Below are 23,223 nucleotides of genomic sequence, written 5' to 3'. Positions count from 1 at the left end.
CTCAGTTCCTGTGCAGGGCTATGGAGCTCCACTGTGACGGCGTGACCGTCTGCGGGTCGCCCGGTTCCTGGTAGTCCAGGCTGTCCAGCACCGAGAAATCGCTCACGCGGTTCTCGGCCTGCGCGGCCGCACCCGGTGTGAGCGTTTCGTGGATGCGGTGCGCCACATACCAGCTTGCGCGCAGCTTGGCCTCGCGGGTGTGCGAACCCAGTCGCGGTGTGAGGTGCAGGTTTGGAATGCCGTGCAGCGGCGTGCCTTCGGCCGCGAACTGCGGGTTGGCACCATCGAGCAGGCAGGCATCGATGCGCCCGTCGCACAAGGCCAGGGCCAGGGCCTCGGCGTCGAACAGCGAACTGCGGCTCACACCCACCCACAACTGGCCGGGCTTGCAATGGTTGAGAAGGCGTTCGTTGATCCAGCCCTTGAAGCGCGAGGCGTAGACCATCTGCAGCGAAATGGCGTCCGAGTGGTTCAGCAGTTCCTGCAGCGAAACGGGCTCAACCTTGAGCTTGTCCCAGATGTCGGCGGCGTGGTGCACCGCCGGGTCGTAGCCCAGCAGGCGCACGCCCAGGCTGCGCAGCATGGGCGCGAGCGTGTGGGCCACGGGCGCCAGACCCAGCAGGCCCACCGTGCTGCCCGAGAGCTCGCGGCCCATGCGCACCTGCGAGATCTTGCGGCCCAGCAGCGCGCTGATCATGCCGCGGCGGTACAGCATGAGCAGGCCGTAGAGCAAATACTCGGCGTTGGATCGCACCGTGGCGCTGCGCGCCTGCAGCACGCGCACATTGCGCCGTGCGCAAGCGTCCAGGTCGGTGTTGTCGCTGGAGATCTGCATGCGCGCCACGATCTCCAGCTTGGGCGCGAAGTCCAGGAACTCGTGCGAGACCACCACATGCGGCGGCAGCACGATGGCGCGCGACTTGTAGGTGCTCTTGCGCAACTCCGGCGGATCGTCGGCGAGTTCGGGGCGAAAGCTCACCTCATGGCGTTCCTGCAGCCAGGCCAGCGCCTCGGGCACAAGCGGATCTAGGAGCAGGACTTCCATGGTGCGCAGCGGGTTGGAGGTCGTTGGAGGGATGAAAAAGCTGATCAGCGGCGCTTGAGCACGCTGATGTGATCGCCACCGAGCGAAGACTGCTCCAGCAAGACGTTGCCCGTCTGCTTGGCAAAAGCCTGGAAATCGCGCACGGAGCCCGCGTCGGTGGAAATCACCTTCAGCGTCTGGCCGCTGTGCATGTCGGCCAGCGCCTTCTTGGCCTTCAGGATGGGCAACGGGCAGTTCAGACCGCGCGCGTCGAGTTCTCGATCAGCATTCATGGGGGAGTATTCCTGGGGTTCACGACATTCTAAGCGTGGCGCACGGCCGGCGCAGGCCGGGCCGACCCCGGATACCCGCTGGCCGGTTCAAGCGGCCGGACTTGCGGTGCCCGGGCGTGGCGGATCGTCCCGAAAACCCGGTTCGATGCCGCGCGCCCGCAGCCATTGGGCCAGCGCCAGGCCGGTACCGGCGCGCCAGCAGAGCACCTGCTCAGGCGGCAAAAGCCGGTACTCCACCAGCTCGGGCGAGAGCTTCACCTCGCCGTGAACCCGGGCGTGGTAGGTGATGATCACCTGGTTCATGCGCTGGAAATCGTGGACCGCCACGAGCGAGAGTTCGTCCACCACGAGCGTGGTCTCTTCGGCGATCTCCCGCCGAATCCCCTCTTCGGGGGTTTCGCCCGCCTCCATGAAACCGGTGATGAGACCGAACATGTCCGGGCGAGGCCAGGCTGCGTTGCGGGCCAGCATGATGCGGCCGTCGAGTTCGACGATGGCCGCAAGCACCGGCGTCGGGTTGTTCCAGTGGGTGAAGCCGCAGGCCGGGCAACGCAGGCGCTCGACCAGGCCACTGTCTTCCTGCAGTCCGAGCAGCTCCAGCGGCGTGGCGCAGTTCGGGCAAAAGCGGTATTCGCTGCTCATGATCGAAAGCGCGTCAGGCCGGGAACACGCCGGTGGACAGGTAGCGGTCGCCCCGGTCGCAGACGATGAAGACGATGGTGGCGTTTTCCACCTGGCGCGCGATCTGCTGCGCCACCCAGCAGGCGCCAGCCGCCGAAATGCCCCCGAAGATGCCCTCTTCGCGGGCCAGCTGACGGCACATCTCCTCGGCATCGGACTGCTCCACATACACCAGTTCGTCCACGCGGCTCGCGTCGTAGATCTTCGGCAGGTATTCCACCGGCCACTTGCGGATGCCCGGAATGCGCGAGCCCTCGCTGGGTTGCGCGCCGATGATGCGCACCGCCGGATTCTTTTCCTTCAGGAAACGCGAGACGCCAGTGATGGTGCCGGTGGTGCCCATGGCGCTCACGAAGTGCGTGATGCGCCCGCCGGTCTGCGCCCAGATCTCGGGACCGGTGGTCTCGTAGTGCACGCGCGGGTTGTCTTCGTTGGCGAACTGGTCGAGCACGCGGCCCTTGCCTTCGGTCTGCATGCGTTCGGCCAGATCGCGCGCCGATTCCATGCCCCCGCTTTTCGGTGTGAGGATGAGTTCGGCGCCAAAGGCCTTCATGGTCTGCGCGCGTTCAATGGACAGGTCCTCCGGCATGATGAGCACCATGCGGTAACCCTTGATGGCGGCGGCCATCGCCAGGGCAATGCCGGTGTTGCCCGAAGTGGCCTCGATCAGCGTGTCGCCCGGCTTGATGTCGCCGCGTTCCTCGGCGCGCCTGATCATGGACACCGCCGGCCGGTCCTTCACCGACCCGGCCGGGTTGTTGCCTTCGAGCTTGCCCAGAATCACGTTGCCGCGTTCGGCGTTGGACGCAGCGCCGATGCGCTGCAGGGCGACCAGGGGCGTGTTGCCGATGGCGTCTTCGATCGTCGGGTAGTTCATGGCGTCACTGTGCCATAATTTCCGGTCGCCGTTCCGAGCTGCCCGGGTGGTGAAATTGGTAGACGCGCCGGACTCAAAATCCGGTTCCGAAAGGAGTGTCGGTTCGATTCCGACCCCGGGCACCACGATTCCGACCCCGGGCACCAGACCACAGGCCGTGCAAGTTCCAACGCACGGCCTTTTTGCTTTCAAGACATGCTCCTGCCCATCCTGGCCCTCATCGCTGGTCTGGCATTGCTGGTCTGGAGCGCCGATCGATTCGTCGAAGGCGCATCGGCCACCGCCGGGCATTTCGGCATGCCGCCCCTGCTGGTGGGCATGGTCATCGTCGGCTTCGGCACATCCGCCCCGGAGATGGTGGTCTCCACCCTTGCCGCCTCGCAGGGCAATCCCGCACTCGCCCTGGGCAACGCATGGGGCTCCAACATCGTCAACATCGCCCTGATCCTCGGCATCACGGCGCTGGTCGCGCCGATCACCGTGCGGTCGGCCATCCTTCGAAAGGAGCTGCCGGTTCTCACGGCGGTCACCTTGATGGCGGGCTACCTGGTCTGGGACGGCACGCTGTCGCGCAACGATGCGTGGGTCCTGCTGGGCGTGTTCGTGGCGCTGGTGGCGTGGTCGATCGTGGAGGGACTGCGCGGTGGCGACGATGCGCTGGGCACGGAAACCGCCGCCGAACTGCAGAGCCGCGCCATGCCGCTGAACCGTTCGCTGCTCTGGGTGGTCATCGGACTGGTGGTGCTGGTGGGCAGCTCGCAGTTGCTGGTGTGGGGCGCCGTGCAGATCGCGCAGTCGCTCGGGGTCAGCGACCTGATCATCGGTCTCACGGTGGTGGCGGTGGGCACCTCACTGCCGGAACTCGCTTCCTGCGTGGCCGCAGCGCGCAAGGGGGAGCACGACATCGCCGTGGGCAACGTGCTGGGCTCCAACCTGTTCAACTCGCTGGCAGTGGTGGGCCTCGCGGGCGCGATCGCACCCATGCAGGTCGACCCCGCGGTGCTCACGCGCGACTGGCCCGTGATGCTCGGCCTCACGGCGGTGCTCTTTGCCATGGGCTGGGGCTTTCGGGGGCGCAAGGGGCGCATCAACCGCGTCGAGGCCAGTGTGCTGGTGGCCGTGTACCTGGGCTACACGGCCTGGCTGTTCATGTCGTCGGCTTCGGCAATGGGCTGAGGCCCTCTGCCACGCTGGGGTAGCGCAGGCGCAAGCGCAGCTCCTGCTTCATGCGCTGGTTGCGCAGCCGGCGCGACTCGCCCATGAAGCTCAGCAACGACAACGGCAACTCGTCGGCCGCCGCGTCACGCGCCACGCGACGCGGCCGGGGCAGCCCATACAGATCCGCCGCGAAGTCGAAGTAGTCGCCCATCTTGAGTTCGGTGTCGTCCACCACGTTCACATTTCGCTGCATGCGGCCGCGCCAGAGCGCCAGCACGCAGGCGCGCGCCAGATCCTCGGCATGGATGTGGTTGGTGTAGACATCGTCCTCGGCACGCAGCACCGGCGTGCCTCGCTGCAGGCGGTCACGCGGCGTGCCGCCTGGCCGGTCTGGCGCGTAGATGCCGGGAATGCGCAGCACCGTGGTGCGCACGCCCGTGGCGCGCCCAAGCCAGTGCACGGCACTTTCTGCGTCCACGCGGCGCCAGGCACGCGGTGTAAGGGGGCGCGCAGGTGTGGCCTCGCTCACCCAGGCGCCCTGCGCGTCGCCGTACACGCCGCTGGTGGAGCCGTACACCAGCGCCGCAGGCAAGGACCGCTGCACCAGCGCACGCACGATTGCGCGCGTGCGCGGGTCGATGCGCCAGTCGGGCGTCTCGCCAGAAGGGGGAGGCGCGAGGTGCAGGACGCGGGTGGCGACGCCCGCCAGCCGGCGCAGGGTGCGGGCATCGTCCAGGTTGCCCTGCAGAGGGGTGATGCCGATCTGGCGCAGGGCCGGCACCCGTTCGGAGCTGGACGTGAGCGCCATCACGCGAACACGTCGCGCGGGATCGAGCAGGCGCGCGGCACGCGTGCCGACATCGCCGCAACCGATGATGAGAACCCGTTCACGCCGGAAGCGCGCGGGCAATGCGCCCAGGAGGCTCATGCGAAATCCGAATTTGAGACAATGCCCGATTGCCACGAGCGCACCATGCGCGCGGGCCGTTCCAAAGACCGAAGCGCCAGTATGACATTCCAGATCACCGTGCAGCCCAGCGGGCGCCAGTTCTCCGCCGAACCCGATGAGGCCATGCTGGCCGCCGGCATCCGCCAGGGCATCGGGTTGCCCTACGGCTGCAAGGACGGGGCGTGTGGCTCGTGCAAATGCAGGCTGGTCTCGGGCAGCGTGGTGCACGGCCCGCACCAGAGCAAGGCGCTGAGTGCCGACGAAGAGGCGGCGGGCTATGTGCTCACCTGCTGTGGCGTGGCCCACAGCGACGTGGTGCTCGAATCGCGCCAGGTCACCGAGGCCGGTGCGTTCCCGATCAAGAAGATGCCGGTCCGCGTGAACTCGCTTGAACGCGCGTCTCACGATGTGATCGTGCTGCGCCTCCAACTGCCGGCCAGTGACGTGTTCCAGTACCACGCCGGTCAGTACGTGGAATTCCTGTTGCGCGACGGCGACCGCCGCAGCTATTCGATGGCCAACGCACCGCACCTGCAGGCCACGCAACCGGGGCTGGAACTTCACCTGCGGCACATGCCCGGCGGCAAGTTCACCGACCACGTGTTCAGCGCCATGAAGGAGAAGGACATCCTTCGCATCGAAGGCCCCTACGGCAGCTTCTTTCTTCGCGAAGACAGCGACAAGCCCATCGTGTTCCTGGCATCCGGAACTGGCTTCGCCCCGATCAAGGCGGTCATCGAACACATGCTGCACAAAGGCATCGAGCGTCCTGCCACGCTGTACTGGGGCGGCCGCCGTCCGGCCGACCTGTACCAGGACGCCTGGATCCAGGCCCGACTGGCCGAGATGCCCCAACTGCGCTACGTGCCGGTGGTGTCCGACGCCCTGCCCGAGGACGCTTGGACCGGTCGCACGGGCTTTGTGCACCAGGCCGTGCTGCAGGACTTTCCCGACCTCTCGGGCCACGAGGTCTACGCGTGTGGCGCACCGATCGTGGTGGAGTCCGCCCATCGCGACTACGTGGCAAAGGCCGGGCTGCCCGACGAGTGCTTCTTCGCCGATTCCTTCACCAGCGCCCTCGACAAGGCCACCTGATTCCCTTTCGAACCACCAGGAGACGACCCCATGCCCAACCGCCGACAAGCCATCACCGCCCTGGCCGCCGCCACCCTGGCTGCACCCGGTCTTTCATGGGCCCAGGCCGCTCCCACGCGCATCGTTGTGCCCTTCGCCGCCGGTGGCCCCATCGACGTGACCGCGCGCATCCTGGCCGAGGCGGTCAAGGGATCCCTGGGCACGGTGATCGTGGAAAACCGGCCCGGCGCGGGCGGCAACATCGGCGTGAGTGCGGTGGCCAAGGCGCCGGCCGACGGCCTCACGCTGGGCATTGCCACCACGGCTTCGCACGGCATCAACCCGTGGCTGTTCAGCAAGCTGCCCTACGACCCGGCCAAGGATTTCGCCGCCATCACGCAGATGCTGAGCGTGCCCAACGTGCTGGTGATGAACACCGAGACCGCAGCGCGCCTGAAGATCAACACCGTGGCCGACCTGATTGCGTACGGCAAGGCCAACCCCGGCAAGCTCAACTACGGTTCGGGCGGCAACGGCAGCGCGGGACACCTGGCCGGAGAACTGTTCAAGAACCAGACCGGCATCTTCGCCGTGCACATCCCCTACAACGGCGGCAACCCGGCACAGCTGGGCCTGCTCTCGGGCCAGGTCGACTTCAACTTCGACAACCTGGCCACTGCCGCGGCCAACATCCGCTCGGGCAAGCTCAAGGCGCTGGCCGTGACGACGCAGCAGCGCACCGCCGTGATGCCCGACGTGCCCACCGTGGCCGCCACCCTGCCCGGCTTCGAGATCGACACCTGGTGGGGCCTGATCGCCCCGGCCGGCACACCGGTCGAGACCGTGCGCAAGCTCAACGCCGCTTTCAACGCCGCGCTGAACTCGCCCGATGTGAAATCCCGCTTCGCACTGCTGCTGGCCGAACCGGCGCCCAACACCCCCGAGCAGTTCGACGACTTCATGAAGCGCGAGCGCGTGAAGTACGAGCGCATGGTCAAGCTCAGTGGTGCGAAGGTCGACTGAGGCCCCCTACTTCCGCTCGCTGATCACCTGGGCCTGGGTCACGGCCTTCAAGCCGTCCAGCCCGAACTCCACGCCCCATCCCGATCCCTTGATGCCGCCGAACGGCACCATCGGATGGATGGTTCCATGCTGGTTGATCCAGACCGTGCCAGCGTCCATGCGGCTCGCCACCTCCCGCGCAGCCTCAAGGTCACTCGACCACACCGATGCGCCCAGCCCCGCCCGCAAACGGTTCGCGCTGGCGATGGCGTCCTCCACCCTGCTGTAGCGGACGATAGGCAACACCGGCCCGAACTGCTCTTCGTCGACCAGTGGCGACCCATCCCCGAGGCCGGTGACCAGGGTCAGTGGAAAGAAGTGGCCAGCACCCGGGCTGGGATGCCCACCGCACACGATCCTGGCGCCGGCCTGCCGCGCGGATTCGACCAGGGAGACCACCTTGTCGAACTGCATGCGGTTCTGGACAGGCCCCATGGCCATGCCTTCCTGCGTGCCCTCGCCCATGGGAACCGCTTCGGCAATGGCCTGCAACTCGCTGACCAGTTCATCGTGCAAGGATTCGTGCACGTACACGCGCTTGGCGCAGGCGCAGGTTTGCCCCATGTTGATGAAGGCGCCCCAGAACAGGTCCATCGCGATCGCTTTGGGGTCGGCATCGGGCATCACGATGGCCGCGTCGTTCCCCCCCAGTTCCAGCGTGGTGGGTTTGAGCAGGCGGGCTGCCGTGGCCGCGATCTTCGCGCCCGTGGCGGAGGATCCGGTGAACATGATCTTGTCGACGTCGGGATGTTCGACCAGCGCGGCACCCACATCGCCACCACCACTGACCGAGTTGATGACACCAACGGGCAGCTCTGCCGAGATCAACCGGACAAGTTCCAGTGTTCCGATGCTCGTGTGTTCGGAAGGCTTGATCACCACGGTGTTGCCCGCGCGAACGGCCGGGATCATCTGCCAGATCGCAATGAGCAATGGCCAGTTCCAGGGGGCGATGGCGGCTACCACACCGAAGGGCTTGCGGTACACGGTGTCGCGCCGCGCACTGTCCTCGAACACGACTTCGGGCGCGAGGTCGAGGCTGGCGGGTACTTCCGTCCAGACCTTGCAGCCCATGACCTCGAAGCGCGACCCTGGCACCTGCCCTGGGCCCAGGCCGCCCAGGGGTTTGCCCTGTTCTCGGGTGACCCACAAGGCAAGCTCTTCGGCATGCTTCTCGATGGTCTGCGCCACCTTCAGCATCAAGGCCTTGCGCTCGGCGTCCGGTCGGGCAGCCCACGCAGGTTGAGCGGCCCGAGCGGCAGCCACCGCATCGTGGACCTGCGCGACCGAGGACCTGGCCACATGGCCGATGACTTCACCCGTTGCGGGGTTGAAGGACTCGAACGTGGCATCGGCTGGAACGTGCCGGCCATTGACGGTGTTGAGAAAAGTCCGGGTGATGGTTTCCAGTTTCATGCTCGACGATCCTGTGTGATGGTTGAACGGTCCATGGCGCGGTGGTAGCTGCTGGCAAAGAACATCAGCGGTGCGCCGCTGGCGTGTCCACAAGCCGTCACGCGCGCCACGAAGAGCGTGTGGTCGTGAACCTGAAGCAGTTCGTCGACCTGGCATTCGAACCAGGCCAGGGCATCGCGCAGCACCGGCACGCGCGCCGCAGTCTCCCAGGCCGGGGCGGTCTCTGTTTGGGGGTGGCCGCTGAAATGCTGCGACCAAGCCTCCTGTTCCGCACCTAGGATGCTCACTCCGTAGCGGCCCTGCTGGCAAATCCGGGCATGGGTTCGGCCGGGCCGCAAGGACACCAGCACGGTGGGCGGCTCCAGGCTGATCGATGTGAAGCTGCTGACAGTCATGCCCTGGGGCTGTCCCTGCTCATCCAGGCAACTGACGATGGCGATGCCGGTGGCAAACCGCGAGACGCTGCTCCGGAACCGCAGCGAATCCACCGCCCCGTCGATGACGGGCGCCGGGTTCATGACGAGGCCACGTCGTAGTGCACCAGCGTCGCACCAGCGGGCGAGTAGTTCGGCACATCGGCGGCCACCTGCGCGCCCATCGGCGATTGCAGCGCGGCCATCAGATCGGCCTCGCTGTCGAAGTCGGCCTCGAAGTGCAGAAAATTCGGCGGGGTCCCTTGGCCCAGTGCCTGCGGCAGAAACCACCGGCAGCCACGAAGACCCGGCCAGCGGCGGGCCAGCGGCACGTGCGTGTTCACGTAGTAGTCGAGGAAGGCGTTTGCGTCGGGGGGCGAGGGGTAGGTCACCAGCAATCGGTGCATGTCGGTTCCTTTTGTCCGGTCAGGCCGCCAGGGCGACGCGGGCGCGAGGCTCGGCCAGCCAGTGGAGGATGCGTTGCGGACTGGCCAGCCGGTTCCACTGTTCCTCGGGCCGGTTGAAGTTGTCGGTGAACTCGTCGCAGAGCGCACGGTCCTGGCTCATGGTGCCGATCAGCTGCATGAGTTCGGGCGACGGGGGCTGAAGGAACAGGTTGGTCCAGCGCGTCGCACCCAGGATGCGATCGCGGCGCTGCGCCTCGACGATCTCGCAGAAACGCTCGTCGTACACCGACTGGCGCACGATCTGCTCGCCCAGAACGAAAGCGGCATGCGAGGCCATGTTCGCACCCTGGCCACACAGGGGATCGACCACCGCCTGCACATCGCCGAGCGCGATAGCGATCTTGCCGCCGGGCAGCGTCATGTGCCCCTGGCGCACCGTGGGCGTGACGCCACCTTGCAGCAGGTCCAGCCCACCCTGGGCCAGGTCGAAGACTTCCCGATCAATGCGGCGGTACACGGTGGGGTGGTGCTTCTCCAGCTTGTCCAGCAAAGTGTCGAGGAAGAAGCGAGGGTCCTCTTCGTAGCGCAGGTGGGCCAGGGTCTCCATATCGCCGCCCGGCACGTTTTCCATGAGAAGGGCGTGGGCCATGCCGCTGAAGGTAACCGTGGGGATGTCGATCAGTTCGCCCTGCCCCGGCGACACCGAGAGGGTGACGCTTCGGGTGGCTTCCTCCTTCACCCCTTTGTACAGACCCACGCACAGCATGCGCTGCGGGCCATCGAAAGGGGAATGGGCAGGATCGTGCTGGAACATCTGTCCGAGCGGTCCCTTGCCGGCGCACACGACCACCAGATCGGCACCGTCGACCAGGTGGGTGACGTCATCGGCATTCAACGCACCGTAGACGAAACGCCCTCCCCGGCTGGCGAGGTCTTCCATCAGGCGCGGCAGGTAGAGGCGGTAGTCCACCGCGCGGCTCGCCGACTTGAAGTCGCCCCGGAAGAACAACGGCTGCTCACCACCGAAATGGTGGTAGTGGCAGTAGTAGCCGTACTGGTCTGTGGGCCAGTGATTGACACCCAGTTCGGTTTCGCGTGCCACCGTGATGCTGTGGTGGGCCACTGTGTTCAGCAGCCTGGCACCGGCGAATTCATGCGGTTGCCGGTCGGTGTACACCGTGACCGCAATGCCGCGGGCACGCAAGTAGAGCCCGAGGTGCAAGCCACCGACGCCGCCGCCGACGATGGCGATATGTTTGCTCATGTTCCGTCTCCTTCTGTTGGTATGCGAGCCATTGTGCAAACAGCCATGTCCTTGCAGAAGGCCATGAATTCGATAACATCCATTCATTTTCCGACTGAAAAGAATGCAGGGTCTCAGCGCCTACACCGCCTTTGCGCGCGCCTACGAGTTGCGAAGTTTCTCCGCCGTCGCGCGAGAGATGGGGCTGACGCAGTCGACGGTCAGCAAGCACATCGCAGCCCTGGAATCCGAGCTGAAGGTGCAGCTGTTTGCGCGCACCACGCGCAAGCTCAATCCCACGCAGGACGCCGCCCGTCTGTATGAAGGCGTGCTGCAATTGCTCGACGCGGCCGACGCCGTACAAGCCGCGGTGGGCGGCCAACGCGCTGAGCCCTCCGGACTGCTGCGCATTTCACTGCCGGATTCCTACGGTCGCGCGATGGTCCTTCCAAGACTGGCGGTCTTCATGAAGCAGCATCCGAAAGTGCGTCTGGACGTTCGGTTGAGCGATCAGGCCGTCAATCTGGTGGAGGACGGGGTGGAAGTGGCGGTGCGCATCGGCGATCTGGCATCGAGCACGCTGGTGGCCAGATCCATGGGCGCGATCGAACACCTGATCGTGGCGACACCGGAGTACCTCGCAGCCCATGGCGAGCCGCGTCATCCAACCGATCTGCTGCACCACAACTGCATCGTCTACACCGGCTTTGCCAAGGCCAACCGGTGGGTGTTCGATTCCGAACATGGGCGCCAGACCATCGAGGTACCCAGCACACTGGGCATGAACAGCGCAGACGCCATGTACGACGCCGCGCGCGCCCACCTGGGTATCGCGCGGGTACCGAGCTGGGTCGTGGGCGATGACCTCCGGCACGGGCGCGTGAAAAGCCTGTTGCCGGACGACTGGCCGACCTCCCTGCCGATCCACATCGTGTACCCGCAAACCCGTGTGCTGTCGTCGCGCGCTCGCGCATTCATCGATTTCCTGCTGGAGATCGCCGCGCCCGCGCCTGGCCGCACAGTCTGAAGGTTTCAGCCCAGGCGAACCGGCACGAAGATCTGGTCGCCGTCGCGCTGAATCAGCAAGGCGAGTGACTGGGCGGACTTGCCCAGCATCGCCTTGACCTGATCCACGCTCTGCACCCGTTCGCCATTGATGGCCAGCAGGACGTCGCCTTGCTGAACGCCGGCCAGCGCAGCGGGGCCTCGAGCGTCTTCCACCAGCAGGCCTGCGTCCACACCCGCTTCCCGCCGCTCCTGGGGCGCCAGCGGCCTCAAGGCCAGACCCAGGCGGCCCTGGTCCGCCGGGGTTTCAGCGCGCGCGGTCTTCACCGCCTTGTCGGCAGCGTCCCCGAGCTTCGCGTTCACGACCACGCCCTTGCCCTGTCGCCACACGTCCAGGCGCACGTCGGCACCGGGCGATGCCTGGCCGATCAGCGCTGGCAGATCGCCGGAGCCCACGATGGCCTGGCCGTTCACCTGCCGGATCACGTCGCCCACCAACAGCCCGGCCTTGTCCGCAGGCCCGCCGCGCTCCACGCCTGAGACGAGAGCGCCCTGGGGCTTGTCCAGCCGGAACGATTCGGCCAGCGTCTGGTTGATCTCCTGCACCGACACACCCAGGCGTGCGTGGCTTGCCTTGCCGTGGGCAACGATCTGGTCCTTGACCTGCAGCACCGTCTCCATGGGGATGGCGAACGACACGCCCTGGTAGCCACCGGTGCGGCTGTAGATCTGCGAGTTGATGCCCACCACCTGGCCGCGCGCGTTGAACAGCGGCCCGCCCGAGTTGCCCGGGTTCACGGCCACGTCGGTCTGGATGAAGGGCACAAAGCTGTCGTCGGGCAAGGATCGTCCCTTGGCACTGACCACACCGGCCGTCACACTGTTCTCGAAGCCGAAGGGCGAGCCAATGGCCAGCACCCATTCACCCACCTGCAGGTCGCGCGCACTGCCCAGGGGCACCACCGGCAGGTCTTTCGCGTCGATGCGCAGCACCGCGACGTCCGTCCTCGGGTCGCTGCCCAGCACCTTGGCCACGAACTCGCGCCGGTCGGTCAGTTTGACGGTGACCCGCTCGGCATCTTTCACGACGTGCGCATTGGTCAGCACCAGGCCGTCTGCGCTCACGATGAAGCCAGAACCCTGGCCGCGTGCGGGCATCGGACGCCCGCCACCCGGTGCATCGGGCATCTGGAAGCGCTTGAAGAACTCAAAGAACGGATCGTCGGGGTCGATGCCGGGCGCGCGGCGTGCGGCGGCCTGTTGCTCGTCGTCAGGCGCGGTCTTGCCGATCACGCTGATGTTGACCACCGCCGCGCCGTGCCGCTGCGCGATCTGGGCGAAGTCCGGCAGGGCCGCCGGGGCGGTGGCGGACGCCTGCGCGGTGACGGCGGGCACGGCGGCGTTGGCCCGGTAGCCCGACACGAGGCCAACGCTGGCCCCGCCGACGATGCCGGCCGCCGCCAGCGAAAGCACCAGACGCGAAGCGGTGAGGGACATGGTTTTCATGAAAACTCCTTCAGCAGAGGCAGATTGAACATGCCGCCACTGTGAACCCGCAGTGTTAGACGATTCTTAGGCCGGCGCCAGGCGCAGGCGAAGGCCGATGCGCAGGCCGCCCAGACGCGGAGAGCGGTCCAGGAACAGGGGGCCGCCATGCGTCTGAGCGATGGCATTCGCGATCGCCAGGCCCAGTCCGCTGCCGGTGGCGGCATGGCCAGGGACTCGGTAGAAGTGGTCCAGCACCCGCTCCCGGTCGCGTTCATCGATGCCGGGGCCACTGTCCTCCACTGCGAGCATCAGGTGCTCACCCTCGCGCGACAAACTCACGTCCACGGTGCCGCCCTCGGGCGTGTACTTCAGCGCGTTGTCCACCAGGTTGGCCAGCAGGATGCGCAGCGGCTCGGCATGCCCCACCACCAGCGCGGCCTCGGACGAGCGCAGGCCCAGGTCGATGTGCCTGGCCGCGGCCTGCGTCGCGGCATCCGCCACCACCTGCCCCGCCAGCGCCGCGATCGGCACGGGTTGGGCCGGCGCTTCCTCCAGCCGGTGGGCCTGCTGGCGCGCGAGCACCAGCAACTGCTCCACCAGGCGCGTGGCGCGGTCGATGCCCGCCAGCAGACGCTCCACCGCGAGATCGCGGGTGGCGTCGTCGCGTGCGCGCTGCAGACCTTGCGCCTGCAAGCGCAACGCCGCCAGCGGCGAGCGCAGTTCGTGCGCGGCTTCCGCCACAAAATGCTTCTGCGCGTCGAAGGCCTGGCGCACGCGTCCGAGCAGGAGGTTGAGTTCGTGCACGAGCGGGCGCACCTCGTCGGGGAGACCCTCTTCGCCCACCTCGGTGAGCTCGTCGGCATCGCGCTGGGCCAGCTGCCGTCGCACCCGCGCCACCGGCGCCAGCGAGGCGCTGACGACCCACCAGGCCACCAGCATCAGCAGCGGCGCCATCCAGGCAATGGGCCACACGGTGCGCCAGGCGAGCGTGCGCGCCATGGCCTGCCGCGGTCGCATGTCCTGCGCCACCTGGATCAACTGGGAGCGTGACCGCATGGAGTACACGCGATAAGGCCTGCCGTCGACCTCGATGTTGGCGAAGCCCAGCACGGCGCGCTGCGGCAGGTCCGCGCCGGTGCCGGACTGGAACACGCGCAGTCCGTCGTGCGTCCAGACCTGCACGAAGAAGTCAAACGCCTCCTGGGGTGGTGTTTCCTGCGGCGGCAGACCCAGACCCGGCAGCGGCACGCCCGCGCGCAGCGCCTGGGCCATCTGCTCCATGTGGTAATCGAAGATGCCGTCGGCCTCGGCCCGCGCCTGCCGGTACACGATGGCCGCCTGCAGGCAGGCCGCTCCCACGATGGCCAGCAGCAGCAGGCCCAGCAGGCGTGTGCGCAGCGAGTTCAGGGACAACCTCATGCCTTGGGCACCATGTAGCCGACACCCCGCACGTTGACGATGAGCCCGGCACCGAGCTTCTTGCGCACGCCGTGGATGTACACCTCCACCGCGTTGCTGCTCACATCGTCTTTCCAGCCGTACAGCTTTTCCTCCAGCTGTTCGCGCGAGAGCACCAGGCCGGGCCGCGCGATCAGCGGCTCGAGCACGGCCCATTCGCGCGCCGAGAGCACCACCGGCTGGCCGTGCGCGCTCACCTCGCGCGTGGCGGTGTTGATGCTCACGCCCATGTGCTCGTACACCGGCTCGGCGCGCCCTGCCGCGCGTCGCACCAGGGCCCGGATGCGCGCGAGCAGTTCGTCCAGGTCGTAGGGCTTGAGGATGTAGTCGTCCGCCCCCGCGTCCAGCCCTTGCACGCGCTGCTGCACGGAGTCGCGCGCGGTGGCGATCAGCACCGGCACGCGGTTCTTTCGCGCGCGCAGATCGCGCAGCACCTCCAGCCCGTCGCGGCGCGGCAGCCCGAGGTCCAGCAGGATGAGGTCGTAATCGAGCGAATTCGCAGCGGTGGTGGCCATCTCGCCATCGCGCACCCAGTCCACCGCGTAGTGCTCCGCGCGCAGCAGGTCGAGCACGGCCTCGCCGATCATGGTGTCGTCTTCGACCAGCAGCAGCCTCATAAGACGATGTTGCCGGGCTTGACTTAGGCCTGTCTTAGGCCTGCGACAGCAGCTTCTTCACGTCGCCTGCCAGTGCGGCGGCACCGCTCCCATAGCGGTGGTACAGGCGGATGCGGCCCTGCGGGTCGTACACGTAGCTGCCGGCTGAATGGTCCATCGTGTAGCTGGTGGGCGTGGGGCCGTCCACCTTCTTGTAATAGACCTTGAAACTCTTGGCCACATCGGGCAGCGCATCGGGCGCGGCGTACAGCGCCAGGAAGGTGGGGTCGAAGCTGGCCATGTACTGCTTCATGATCTCGGGCGTGTCGCGCTCGGGGTCGACGCTGATGAACAGGCCTTGCAGCCGATCGCCATCGGCACCCAGCAGGCGCTTGACCTCCGCGAGTTCGCTCATGGACGTGGGGCACACGTCGGGGCACTGCGTGAAGCCAAAGAACACCACCACCACCTTGCCCTTGAAGTCGGCCAGCGTGCGAGGCTGGCCGTTGTGATCGGTGAGCGAGAAGCCGGTGGCGTAGTCGGCGCCCGTGATGTCGATGGCGGCGAACGACGGGGCGGGCTCGTCGGAACAGCCAGCGAGCAACAAACCGGTGGCGCCCAGGGTGGCGAGCATCAGTTGGCGGCGTTGAAGGTGCAGGTGCGTCATGTCTTCAGATGTAGTGGTCAACCAGCAGCGCGGCAAACAGCAGCGACAGGTGGATCAGGGAAAAGCGAAAGGTCTTGCGGGCCAGCGCGTCGGAGTAGTTGCGCCACAGGGCAAAGGCGTAGCCACAAAAGCCGATAGACAGGGCGATCGCGGCGGCCAGATAGATCCAGCCGCTCATGCGCATCACGAAGGGCATCAGGCAGGCCGCAAACAGCACCACCGTGTAGAGCAGGATCTGCAGCCGCGTGAATTCCGAGCCGTGGGTGACCGGCAGCATGGGCAGGCCGGACTTGCGGTAGTCCTCCACGCGGTAGAGCGCCAGCGCCCAGAAGTGCGGCGGCGTCCACAGGAAGATGATGAGGAACAGGATCAGCGCTTCGGGCGCAACCACACCGGTCATGGCGGCCCAGCCCAGCACCGGCGGCATGGCGCCAGAGGCCCCGCCGATCACGATGTTCTGCGGCGTCAGCGGCTTGAGGATGACGGTGTAGACCACCGCGTAGCCCACAAACGTGGCGAACGTCAGCCACATGGTGAGGGGGTTGACCCAGAAATAGAGCACCGCAGAACCCGCAGCGCACAGCACGGCCGAGAACGACAGGGTCTTGCCGTTCGTGAGCTCGCCCTTGGCGGTGGGCCGCCAGGCCGTGCGCTTCATTTTCGCGTCGATGTGCTGCTCCACCACGCAGTTGAAGGCGGCGGCGGCACCCGCCACCAGCCAGATGCCGAAACACGCGATGGCCGCGAGCTGCACCTGCGCCCAGGTGGGGGCTCCAGGCACGGCCAGCACCATGCCGATGAGCGCGCAGAACACGATGAGCTGGATCACGCGCGGCTTGGTCAGCGCGTGGTATTGCCGCCAGACCGAGGGCATGGGCAGGGCAACGGGAGGAGTGGACGCAGCGCTCATGGGGTGGGCCTGGAGAAATGCATCGGGGTGGCGTTCACCGGCGAGGCGTCGTGCTGGCGGGCGCGGCGCGTGCCCGCGAACGCGCCGGTGAAGACCACCACCAGCGCAGCGGCGCCACCGGTGTGGCCCACCGCGGCGAGCAAGGGCCAGTCCAGCACCACGTTGGTGAGGCCGCTGGCAAACTGCCACGCGGCCAGCAGCAACACGGCGCGCGCGGTGCTGCGCATGCCGGGCTCGCGCCACAGGCGCCAGCCCAGCCAGACCATGGCGGCCAGCACGGCGTATGCCATCAGGCGGTGCACGTAGTGAATGGCGGTGAGGGCCGGGAAGGCAATGGCGTCGCCCGCGCGGTTCTGGCCGAGCTCGCGCCAGAGCGTGAAGCCTTCGCGGAAATTCATGGCCGGCCACCAGCTTCCCTGGCAGGTGGGAAACTCGCTGCAGGCCAGCACGGCGTAGTTGGTGCTGACCCAGCCGCCCAGCGCGATCTGCAGCCAGAGCAAGCCCGTCACAAGGCCCAAGGCGAGCCGCAACCGCCCGGCCAGGGCCACCGGGCCTTTGCTGCCCGGCTCGGCCAGTGCGTAGCTGACCGACTGCGCGCGAAGCAGTGCCAGGAGCACCATGCCCCCCAGCAGGTGCAGGGTGACGATGGCGGGAAAGAGCTTCATGGTGACGGTGAGCGCGCCAAAAGCGCCCTGCAGGCACACCCACACCAGCGTCACCAGCGGCCAGACGAAAGACACCGCGAGCCGACGCCGTTCGATCCAGCTCACCAGCGCCAGCACGAGGATGAGCACACCCACCGCGGTGGCCAGGTACCGATGGATCATTTCGATCCACGCCTTGGAGAAGGTGACCGGACCCGTGGGCATGGCCGACTGCGCCGCCGCAATGGATGCGCTCGCGCCCACCGGGCTTGCGCTGCCGTAACAGCCCGGCCAGTCCGGGCAACCGAGGCCGGAGTCGGTGAGTCGCGTGAAGGCGCCGAACAGCACCAGGTCAAACGTGAGGAACAGCGTCACGAGCGTGAGCACGCGCAAGCGGTGCGCGGGCGGCGCGTGCCGGTTGCGCAGCCACACCCAGGCCAGCGGCCCCAGCGCGATCACCACGCCCAGCAGCATGAGGCGGGCGACGGGGGCCAGATCGTACAAAGGCTGGGCTTCCATGTCAGTTCTGCCTGCCTTCCTTGTCCCAGAAGGCAGAGGCTCTGAGGAGGCGGTCGAGATCGCGCTTGGCCTGTGCAGGATCCAGGTTCGCCGGAAACCGCATCATCCAGTTGCCCAGTGGATCGACCACATACAGGTGGTCCTCGATCTTCTGGCCAGGGGCTGGCTGCAACCAGCCGGCCAGCGCCTGTGCGTCCACGTGAAGCACCTGGGCTGCAGCGGTGGCCTGCTTCAACGGTGCGGAGAGCGCCGCATCACCCGTGCGCAACCAAACCCAGTCGAGACGGTCCTTTTCGCGGCCCAGCGTCTCGCGCAACTGGCGCTGCAGATACAGGTGCTGCTGGCAGGCTTCAGCGCACGCGCTGTCGGCCACGCTGATGAGCAGCCACTGGTCCTTGAGCGATGCCAGCGCCACTGGCTGTCCCTGCGCGTTGGTGCCGCTCCAGTTGGGCAAGGGACGCTGCGGATCGATGAGCTCGCCGTAGTTGCGTCGGCCTTCCGGGCGGATCACGTAATAGGTGAAGTAAGAGGCGATCACGGGCGCCGCGCACACCAGCATGAGGCCGATCAGCTTCCAGCGCCCCGAACGTGTGCTGGCCACGGCCTGGGCGCCTGCCTCGTCCAGTCGCGGCAGGCTGTGCACGGTCATCGTCAGGGGTTCATCGGGCGTCTGTACCATGGGATCTGCGCTTTCGGCGAGGGGAAACGATCTGGAACCAGAAATACAGGATGCCCGCAAGGGCACACAGGGAGAACCACTGGAAGGCGTAGCCGTGGTGCTTGCTCACATCGACGGCCACCTGCGGCCATTCGCGCAACAGACCATCGGAGGCAGCACCGGATTGCAGGACCGACACCTCCAGCAGGGGCAGGCCGGTTTCCCGCGTGAACGCCGCGAGGTCGATATTTTGCCGGATCGGGCCCGTGCCCGCCTCGCCCAGCTGATACAGCTTGCCGGGCGGTGGGGCCAGCCGGCCCGGGACGCGCACCTCGCCCGTGGGGGTGGCGATGGAGGGCACGCGGGTGCGATCGGTGAAATCGCGACCCACCCAGCCGCGCTGCACCAGCACCACGCGGTCGCTGCCCGCCAGCCGCAAGGGCGTGACGAGGAAAAATCCGACCCGCGTGTTCATCTGGCGGTTGTCCAGGAAGACGCTGGCGTTCTGCACCCACTCACCCACCAGTTCCACGGGACGATGCACCCCGGTCCCGAGGTCCGCACTCTGCAGAAGATTGGCATTGTTCCAGGCGGGCAACGCGCTGCGTTCGCTGATCTGCGCCTGCAGGGCCAGCTTCTGCGCCGCGCGGTCGAGCTGCCACAGACCCAGCGAGGCCGTGATCGCCATCGTCAGCGCGGTGGCGGCCGTGACGATCCAGAAACGCAAGCGGGAACTCGGCATGGGGTCAGCGGCGGGCGCGCGAGGCACCCATAATCCGGGGGATGAAATATTTGGTCATCGTGGCGTTCGTTGCCATCATTGGAAGCCTGGGCGCCGCGCTGGTCTACATGATGCGCGGTGGCCGGAATGAGGAGGAAGGCACCGCACCGCGCAAGAACCACATGGCCCGAGCCCTGGCCTTTCGCGTGGGCTTTTCCATCCTGCTCTTCGTGGTGGTGATCATCAGCTACTTCATGGGCTGGATCCAGCCCACCGGCTTGCCGTTGCGCGGCTGATTCGATCCGTTCTCTCAGCAAAAAAGCGCCGGGAGGCGCTTTTTCTTGGGGGCCATTCCGGGGCGAAGTTCCCGCCCCCGTCGAATCACATCCAGTAGACCAGGATGTAGAGGCCCAGCCAGACCACGTCCACGAAGTGCCAGTACCAGGCCGCACCTTCGAATCCAAAATGGCGCTGGGCGGTGAAGTGGCCCTTCTGCAGACGCAGGGTGATGAACAGCAGCATCAACATGCCCACGAACACGTGGAAACCGTGGAAGCCGGTCAGCATGAAGAAAGTGGAACCAAACACACCCGACGACAGCTTGAGGTTCAGGTCGGCGTAGGCGTGGGCGTATTCGTAGCCCTGCACGAACAGAAAGATGATGCCCAGCAGCACGGTCATCCACATGAAGGCGATGGTGCGCGCGCGGTTGCCTGCCTGCAGTGCATGGTGAGCGATGGTGAGCGTCACGCCGGAAGTGAGCAGCAGCGCGGTGTTGATCGTGGGCAGCCAGAAAGGGCCCATGGTCTGGAAGGGCTCGACGATGCCACCGGGTGACGCGGTGGCACCGGCCTGCACGCTGGGCCACACAGCCGAGAAATTCGGCCAGAGCAGCGAGTTCTCGAAGCTGCCCAGTGCCGGCACCGAGTGCGTGCGCGTCCACCAGAGCGCGGTGAAGAAGGCGCCGAAGAACATCACTTCCGAAAAGATGAACCAGCTCATGCTCCAGCGGAACGAGAGATCGATCTTGCGGCCGTACATGCCGGTCTCGCTCTCGTGCACCGATTCGCTGAACCACTGGAACAGCACGAACAGCCAGAACAGCAGGCCAAAGGCCAGCGAATACGCGCCCCAGCCGGCGCCATTGATCCACTGACCGGCGCCCAGGATGACAAAGAAGAGGCCGATGGCGGCCATCACGGGGTGGCGCGAGGGACCGGGGACGTAGTAGTAGGGCGTCGTGCCGTGGGATGCTGCTGACATGCTCACTCCTGTTTTGCTTTCGCTTGTATCAATGTCTAAGAATCAAAAAAACGGTTCGCTGGACTTCAGCCGGCCACCCAGTTCACCAGCAGGATGAGCCCCAGCACGAAGAGAAGCGCCATCCCCAGGCCCACCGCGATCAGGTGCAGCGGGTTGAGCTTGGCAATGTCGTCCTGGTAGTCCGCATTGCGGCGCACGCCGAGGAACCCCCACAGCACCGCCCTCACGGTGCCCAGGAACGTGCCCTTGCGACGATGGACGGGTTCGTTCATACGGCTCCTGCTGCCTGCTTGACCACCACCGGGCTCAAGGCCTGCGGAAGATCGTCTCGCGGCGCATCGGGCACCTTGCCACCCACCTCGAAGAACGTATACGACAGCGTGATGGTGCTGACGTCCTTCGAAAGTCGTGGATCGATCACGAAGGCGACTGGCCATTCCTTCTTCTCGCCGGGTTGCAACGTGTACTGCGTGAAGCAGAAGCACTCCAGCTTGTTGAAGTGGGCGGCCGCCTGCTTGGGCGCGTAGCTCGGAATGGCCTGCGCGGCCATGGTGCGGTTCTGGATGTTCTGGAACTCGTACACCACCGTGGTGAGCTCGCCAGGATGCACCTGCAGGGAACGCACCGCCGGCTTGAAGTGCCAGGGACCGCGGGTGTTCACATCGAACTCCACGGTGATGGTGCGCGTGCGATCCACCTGGGAATTGGCGGGCATGCTGGTGGGCGCCGCGCCGGGCACGCGCAGTTCGGAGACCGCCAGCACATTGATGCCCAGGGCCTCGCAGATGTGTCGGTAAATGGGCACCAGCGCATAGCCGAAGGCGAACATGCCCAGCGCGATCACGCAGAGCTTGCTCACCATCTTGAGGTTTTCGCGCTGAAGTCCCATGGTGTGTGCCCAGGTTGCGGGGTCAGAAACCCAGCAGGAACCGCTTGCCGACGAAGCCGAGGAAGAACACCACGGCCACCGAGGCCAGGATCAGGCCCAGGCGGCGGTTGTTCTTCTTCTGTTCAGACGTCGTCATGACCATGCTCTCTGGTTCAACCGATCACCTTGGTGGCGGTCGCGTCCAGCTTGGGCGGGTTCTCGAAAGTGTGGAACGGTGCGGGCGAAGGCACTTCCCATTCCAGGCCCTCGGCGCCTTCCCAAGGCTTCTGAACGGCCTTTTCTCCCTGGCCGCGCATCGCTGGCAGGGCCACGAAGAGGAAGAAATAGACCTGGGCGATGCCGAAGCCGAAGGCGCCGACGGAAGCGATGGCGTTGAAGTCGGCGAACTGCATCGGGTAGTCGGCATAGCGGCGTGGCATGCCGGCCAGGCCCAGGAAGTGCATCGGGAAGAAGGTGATGTTGAACGAGATCATCGACCACCAGAAGTGGATCTTGCCGCGCGATTCCTTGTACATCACGCCGGTCCACTTGGGGAGCCAGTAGTAGATGCCCGAGAACATGGCGAACAGCGAGCCCGCCACCAGCACGTAATGGAAGTGCGCCACCACGTAGTAGGTGTCCTGCATCTGGATGTCGATCGGCGCCACCGACAGGATCAGGCCAGTGAAGCCGCCGATCGTGAACACGAAGATGAAGCCCACGGCCCACAGCATCGGCGTCTCGAAAGTCATCGAGCCCTTCCACATGGTCGCGATCCAGTTGAAGATCTTCACGCCCGTGGGCACTGCGATCAACATGGTGGAGTACATGAAGAACAGCTGGCCCGTCACCGGCATGCCGGTGGTGAACATGTGGTGCGCCCAGACGACGAAGGAAAGGATGGCGATGGAGCCGGTGGCATAGACCATGGAGGCGTAGCCGAACAGCTTCTTGCGCGCAAACGCGGGCACGACCTGGCTCACGATGCCGAAGGCCGGCAGGATCATGATGTAGACCTCGGGGTGGCCGAAGAACCAGAAGATGTGCTGGTACATCACCGGGTCGCCGCCGCCGGCGGGGTTGAAGAAGCTGGTGCCGAAGTGGCGGTCGGTCAGCGTCATGGTGATGGCGCCGGCCAGCACGGGCATGACGGCGATCAGCAGGTAGGCGGTGATCAGCCACGTCCAGCAGAACATCGGCATCTTCATCAGCGTCATGCCAGGCGCGCGCATGTTGAGGATGGTGACGATGATGTTGATCGAGCCCATGATGGAGGAGGCGCCGAGGATGTGCATCGCGAAGATGCCGGCGTCCATGCTGGGGCCCATCTGCAGGGTCAGCGGGGCGTAGAGCGTCCAGCCGGCGGCGGGTGCGCCACCCGGCATGAAGAACGAGGCCACCAGCATGATGGCTGCCGGGATCATCAGCCAGAAGCTGAAGTTGTTCATGCGGGCGAACGCCATGTCGCCGGCACCGATCTGCAGCGGAATCATCCAGTTCGCGAAGCCCACGAAGGCCGGCATGATGGCGCCAAACACCATGATCAGGCCGTGCATGGTGGTGAGCTGGTTGAACAGCCCGGGGTTCACCAGTTGCAGGCCCGGCTGGAACAGCTCGGCACGGATCAGCAGTGCAAGCACGCCGCCCACCATGAGCATGGTGAAGGCGAACAGCAGGTACAGCGTGCCGATGTCCTTGTGGTTGGTGGCGTAGACCCAGCGACGCCAGCCCGTCGGGGCGTGGTGGTCGTGATCGTGGTCGTGGCCGTGCGCGTCGTGGTGGTCAAGAACTGCACTCATCATCGATTCCTTTGAGACTCTATGTTTTTA

At 66.2% G+C, this 23,223-nt stretch carries 27 protein-coding genes and 1 tRNA gene; 6 read left to right on the top strand and 22 right to left on the bottom strand.

What is annotated here, in order from left to right:
- Position 1: 1 nt before the first annotated feature.
- The 4 genes from ACTIEY_RS14440 to cysM form a co-directional block, all read right to left on the bottom strand.
- On the bottom strand, positions 2 to 1,045 hold the full coding sequence (locus ACTIEY_RS14440) for an NAD(P)-dependent oxidoreductase (protein WP_439519830.1): 1,044 nt from the start codon (positions 1,043 to 1,045) through the stop codon (positions 2 to 4).
- A gap of 44 nt (positions 1,046 to 1,089) precedes the next feature.
- Entirely contained in the window at positions 1,090 to 1,317 is a 228-nt protein-coding gene (locus tag ACTIEY_RS14435; protein ID WP_439519829.1) for a sulfurtransferase TusA family protein, read from the bottom strand.
- Positions 1,318 to 1,404: 87 nt separating this feature from the next.
- Positions 1,405 to 1,959, bottom strand: coding sequence for an NUDIX domain-containing protein (locus ACTIEY_RS14430; RefSeq protein ID WP_439519828.1), 555 nt, complete (start codon positions 1,957 to 1,959; stop codon positions 1,405 to 1,407).
- Between the two features lie 13 nt (positions 1,960 to 1,972).
- Entirely contained in the window at positions 1,973 to 2,875 is a 903-nt protein-coding gene (gene cysM, locus ACTIEY_RS14425; protein ID WP_439519827.1) for a cysteine synthase CysM, read from the bottom strand.
- 40 nt (positions 2,876 to 2,915) lie between these two features.
- Here cysM and ACTIEY_RS14420 point away from each other — a divergent pair.
- Both ACTIEY_RS14420 and ACTIEY_RS14415 read left to right on the top strand, forming a co-directional pair.
- Positions 2,916 to 3,000, top strand: a tRNA-Leu gene (locus ACTIEY_RS14420).
- A gap of 70 nt (positions 3,001 to 3,070) precedes the next feature.
- On the top strand, positions 3,071 to 4,051 hold the full coding sequence (locus ACTIEY_RS14415; RefSeq protein ID WP_439519826.1) for a calcium/sodium antiporter: 981 nt from the start codon (positions 3,071 to 3,073) through the stop codon (positions 4,049 to 4,051).
- Here ACTIEY_RS14415 and ACTIEY_RS14410 read toward each other — a convergent pair.
- Positions 4,023 to 4,961 carry an SDR family oxidoreductase gene (locus ACTIEY_RS14410; protein WP_439519825.1) on the bottom strand — a complete coding sequence of 313 codons (939 nt, stop codon included), beginning with the start codon at positions 4,959 to 4,961 and terminating at the stop codon, positions 4,023 to 4,025. The genes ACTIEY_RS14415 and ACTIEY_RS14410 overlap by 29 nt on opposite strands.
- An 81-nt stretch (positions 4,962 to 5,042) precedes the next feature.
- On the opposite strand from ACTIEY_RS14410, the gene ACTIEY_RS14405 reads away from it, so the two are divergent.
- Both ACTIEY_RS14405 and ACTIEY_RS14400 read left to right on the top strand, forming a co-directional pair.
- Positions 5,043 to 6,077: a CDP-6-deoxy-delta-3,4-glucoseen reductase gene (locus ACTIEY_RS14405; protein WP_439519824.1), complete on the top strand. Its 1,035-nt coding sequence runs from the start codon at positions 5,043 to 5,045 to the stop codon at positions 6,075 to 6,077.
- A gap of 30 nt (positions 6,078 to 6,107) precedes the next feature.
- A complete protein-coding gene (locus ACTIEY_RS14400; RefSeq protein ID WP_439519823.1) occupies positions 6,108 to 7,079 on the top strand; it encodes a Bug family tripartite tricarboxylate transporter substrate binding protein in 972 nt (323 codons plus the stop codon).
- A gap of 6 nt (positions 7,080 to 7,085) precedes the next feature.
- Here ACTIEY_RS14400 and ACTIEY_RS14395 read toward each other — a convergent pair whose 3' ends face one another.
- From ACTIEY_RS14395 to styA, 4 genes are read right to left on the bottom strand one after another with little or no spacing between them, the layout of a single operon-like run.
- The gene (locus ACTIEY_RS14395) at positions 7,086 to 8,534 is read right to left on the bottom strand and encodes an aldehyde dehydrogenase family protein (RefSeq protein WP_439519822.1); all 1,449 of its coding nucleotides are present in this window, start codon (positions 8,532 to 8,534) and stop codon (positions 7,086 to 7,088) included.
- Entirely contained in the window at positions 8,531 to 9,052 is a 522-nt protein-coding gene (styB, locus tag ACTIEY_RS14390; RefSeq protein ID WP_439519821.1) for a styrene monooxygenase NADH-dependent flavin reductase subunit StyB, read from the bottom strand. Before styB ends, ACTIEY_RS14395 begins: the two co-directional genes overlap by 4 nt.
- On the bottom strand, positions 9,049 to 9,354 hold the full coding sequence (locus ACTIEY_RS14385; protein WP_439519820.1) for an EthD family reductase: 306 nt from the start codon (positions 9,352 to 9,354) through the stop codon (positions 9,049 to 9,051). Before ACTIEY_RS14385 ends, styB begins: the two co-directional genes overlap by 4 nt.
- Positions 9,355 to 9,373: 19 nt before the next feature.
- Complete coding sequence (styA, locus tag ACTIEY_RS14380) at positions 9,374 to 10,618, bottom strand: styrene monooxygenase subunit StyA (protein ID WP_439519819.1); 1,245 nt, start codon at positions 10,616 to 10,618, stop codon at positions 9,374 to 9,376.
- Between the two features lie 103 nt (positions 10,619 to 10,721).
- Between styA and ACTIEY_RS14375 the strand changes: the two genes are divergently transcribed.
- Positions 10,722 to 11,624 (top strand): LysR family transcriptional regulator, encoded by a 903-nt coding sequence (locus ACTIEY_RS14375; RefSeq protein WP_439519818.1) that lies wholly within the window; start codon positions 10,722 to 10,724, stop codon positions 11,622 to 11,624.
- A gap of 5 nt (positions 11,625 to 11,629) precedes the next feature.
- Here the strand turns inward: ACTIEY_RS14375 and ACTIEY_RS14370 are convergent, their stop codons facing one another.
- The 8 genes from ACTIEY_RS14370 to ACTIEY_RS14335 all read right to left on the bottom strand — a co-directional run bounded on the left by ACTIEY_RS14370 (position 11,630) and on the right by ACTIEY_RS14335 (position 19,284).
- Positions 11,630 to 13,108 (bottom strand): Do family serine endopeptidase, encoded by a 1,479-nt coding sequence (locus ACTIEY_RS14370; protein WP_439519817.1) that lies wholly within the window; start codon positions 13,106 to 13,108, stop codon positions 11,630 to 11,632.
- Positions 13,109 to 13,174: 66 nt separating this feature from the next.
- Positions 13,175 to 14,509 carry an ATP-binding protein gene (locus tag ACTIEY_RS14365; RefSeq protein ID WP_439519816.1) on the bottom strand — a complete coding sequence of 445 codons (1,335 nt, stop codon included), beginning with the start codon at positions 14,507 to 14,509 and terminating at the stop codon, positions 13,175 to 13,177.
- A complete protein-coding gene (locus ACTIEY_RS14360; protein WP_439519815.1) occupies positions 14,506 to 15,165 on the bottom strand; it encodes a response regulator in 660 nt (219 codons plus the stop codon). Before ACTIEY_RS14360 ends, ACTIEY_RS14365 begins: the two co-directional genes overlap by 4 nt.
- 34 nt (positions 15,166 to 15,199) lie before the next feature.
- Positions 15,200 to 15,811 carry an SCO family protein gene (locus ACTIEY_RS14355; RefSeq protein ID WP_439519814.1) on the bottom strand — a complete coding sequence of 204 codons (612 nt, stop codon included), beginning with the start codon at positions 15,809 to 15,811 and terminating at the stop codon, positions 15,200 to 15,202.
- Between the two features lie 4 nt (positions 15,812 to 15,815).
- Positions 15,816 to 16,721, bottom strand: coding sequence for a heme o synthase (gene cyoE, locus ACTIEY_RS14350; protein WP_439519813.1), 906 nt, complete (start codon positions 16,719 to 16,721; stop codon positions 15,816 to 15,818).
- Positions 16,718 to 17,884, bottom strand: coding sequence for a COX15/CtaA family protein (locus ACTIEY_RS14345; RefSeq protein WP_439519812.1), 1,167 nt, complete (start codon positions 17,882 to 17,884; stop codon positions 16,718 to 16,720). Before ACTIEY_RS14345 ends, cyoE begins: the two co-directional genes overlap by 4 nt.
- 1 nt (position 17,885) lies before the next feature.
- On the bottom strand, positions 17,886 to 18,563 hold the full coding sequence (locus tag ACTIEY_RS14340) for an SCO family protein (RefSeq protein WP_439519811.1): 678 nt from the start codon (positions 18,561 to 18,563) through the stop codon (positions 17,886 to 17,888).
- On the bottom strand, positions 18,544 to 19,284 hold the full coding sequence (locus ACTIEY_RS14335; RefSeq protein WP_439519810.1) for an SURF1 family protein: 741 nt from the start codon (positions 19,282 to 19,284) through the stop codon (positions 18,544 to 18,546). The genes ACTIEY_RS14340 and ACTIEY_RS14335 overlap by 20 nt, the downstream gene beginning before the upstream one ends.
- Positions 19,285 to 19,325: 41 nt before the next feature.
- On the opposite strand from ACTIEY_RS14335, the gene ACTIEY_RS14330 reads away from it, so the two are divergent.
- Positions 19,326 to 19,559, top strand: a complete 234-nt coding sequence (locus tag ACTIEY_RS14330) for a twin transmembrane helix small protein (protein WP_439519809.1) — start codon at positions 19,326 to 19,328, stop codon at positions 19,557 to 19,559.
- Positions 19,560 to 19,644: 85 nt separating this feature from the next.
- Here the strand turns inward: ACTIEY_RS14330 and ACTIEY_RS14325 are convergent, their stop codons facing one another.
- The 5 genes from ACTIEY_RS14325 to ctaD all read right to left on the bottom strand — a co-directional run bounded on the left by ACTIEY_RS14325 (position 19,645) and on the right by ctaD (position 23,193).
- Complete coding sequence (locus tag ACTIEY_RS14325; protein WP_439519808.1) at positions 19,645 to 20,526, bottom strand: cytochrome c oxidase subunit 3; 882 nt, start codon at positions 20,524 to 20,526, stop codon at positions 19,645 to 19,647.
- Positions 20,527 to 20,591: 65 nt separating this feature from the next.
- The gene (locus ACTIEY_RS14320; protein WP_439519807.1) at positions 20,592 to 20,798 is read right to left on the bottom strand and encodes a DUF2970 domain-containing protein; all 207 of its coding nucleotides are present in this window, start codon (positions 20,796 to 20,798) and stop codon (positions 20,592 to 20,594) included.
- Positions 20,795 to 21,415 (bottom strand): cytochrome c oxidase assembly protein, encoded by a 621-nt coding sequence (locus ACTIEY_RS14315; protein ID WP_439519806.1) that lies wholly within the window; start codon positions 21,413 to 21,415, stop codon positions 20,795 to 20,797. The genes ACTIEY_RS14320 and ACTIEY_RS14315 overlap by 4 nt, the downstream gene beginning before the upstream one ends.
- A gap of 22 nt (positions 21,416 to 21,437) precedes the next feature.
- Positions 21,438 to 21,551, bottom strand: a complete 114-nt coding sequence (locus ACTIEY_RS14310; RefSeq protein ID WP_439519805.1) for a cytochrome oxidase small assembly protein — start codon at positions 21,549 to 21,551, stop codon at positions 21,438 to 21,440.
- Positions 21,552 to 21,567: 16 nt separating this feature from the next.
- A complete protein-coding gene (ctaD, locus tag ACTIEY_RS14305; protein WP_439519804.1) occupies positions 21,568 to 23,193 on the bottom strand; it encodes a cytochrome c oxidase subunit I in 1,626 nt (541 codons plus the stop codon).
- Positions 23,194 to 23,223 lie beyond the last annotated feature (30 nt).

The organism is Hydrogenophaga sp. (assembly GCF_051858985.1).
In the GTDB taxonomy this organism is placed as follows: Bacteria; Pseudomonadota; Gammaproteobacteria; order Burkholderiales; family Burkholderiaceae_C; genus Hydrogenophaga.
Note: the sequence above shows the minus strand (reverse complement) of the source record. Positions and strands in the feature narration are given on the sequence as shown.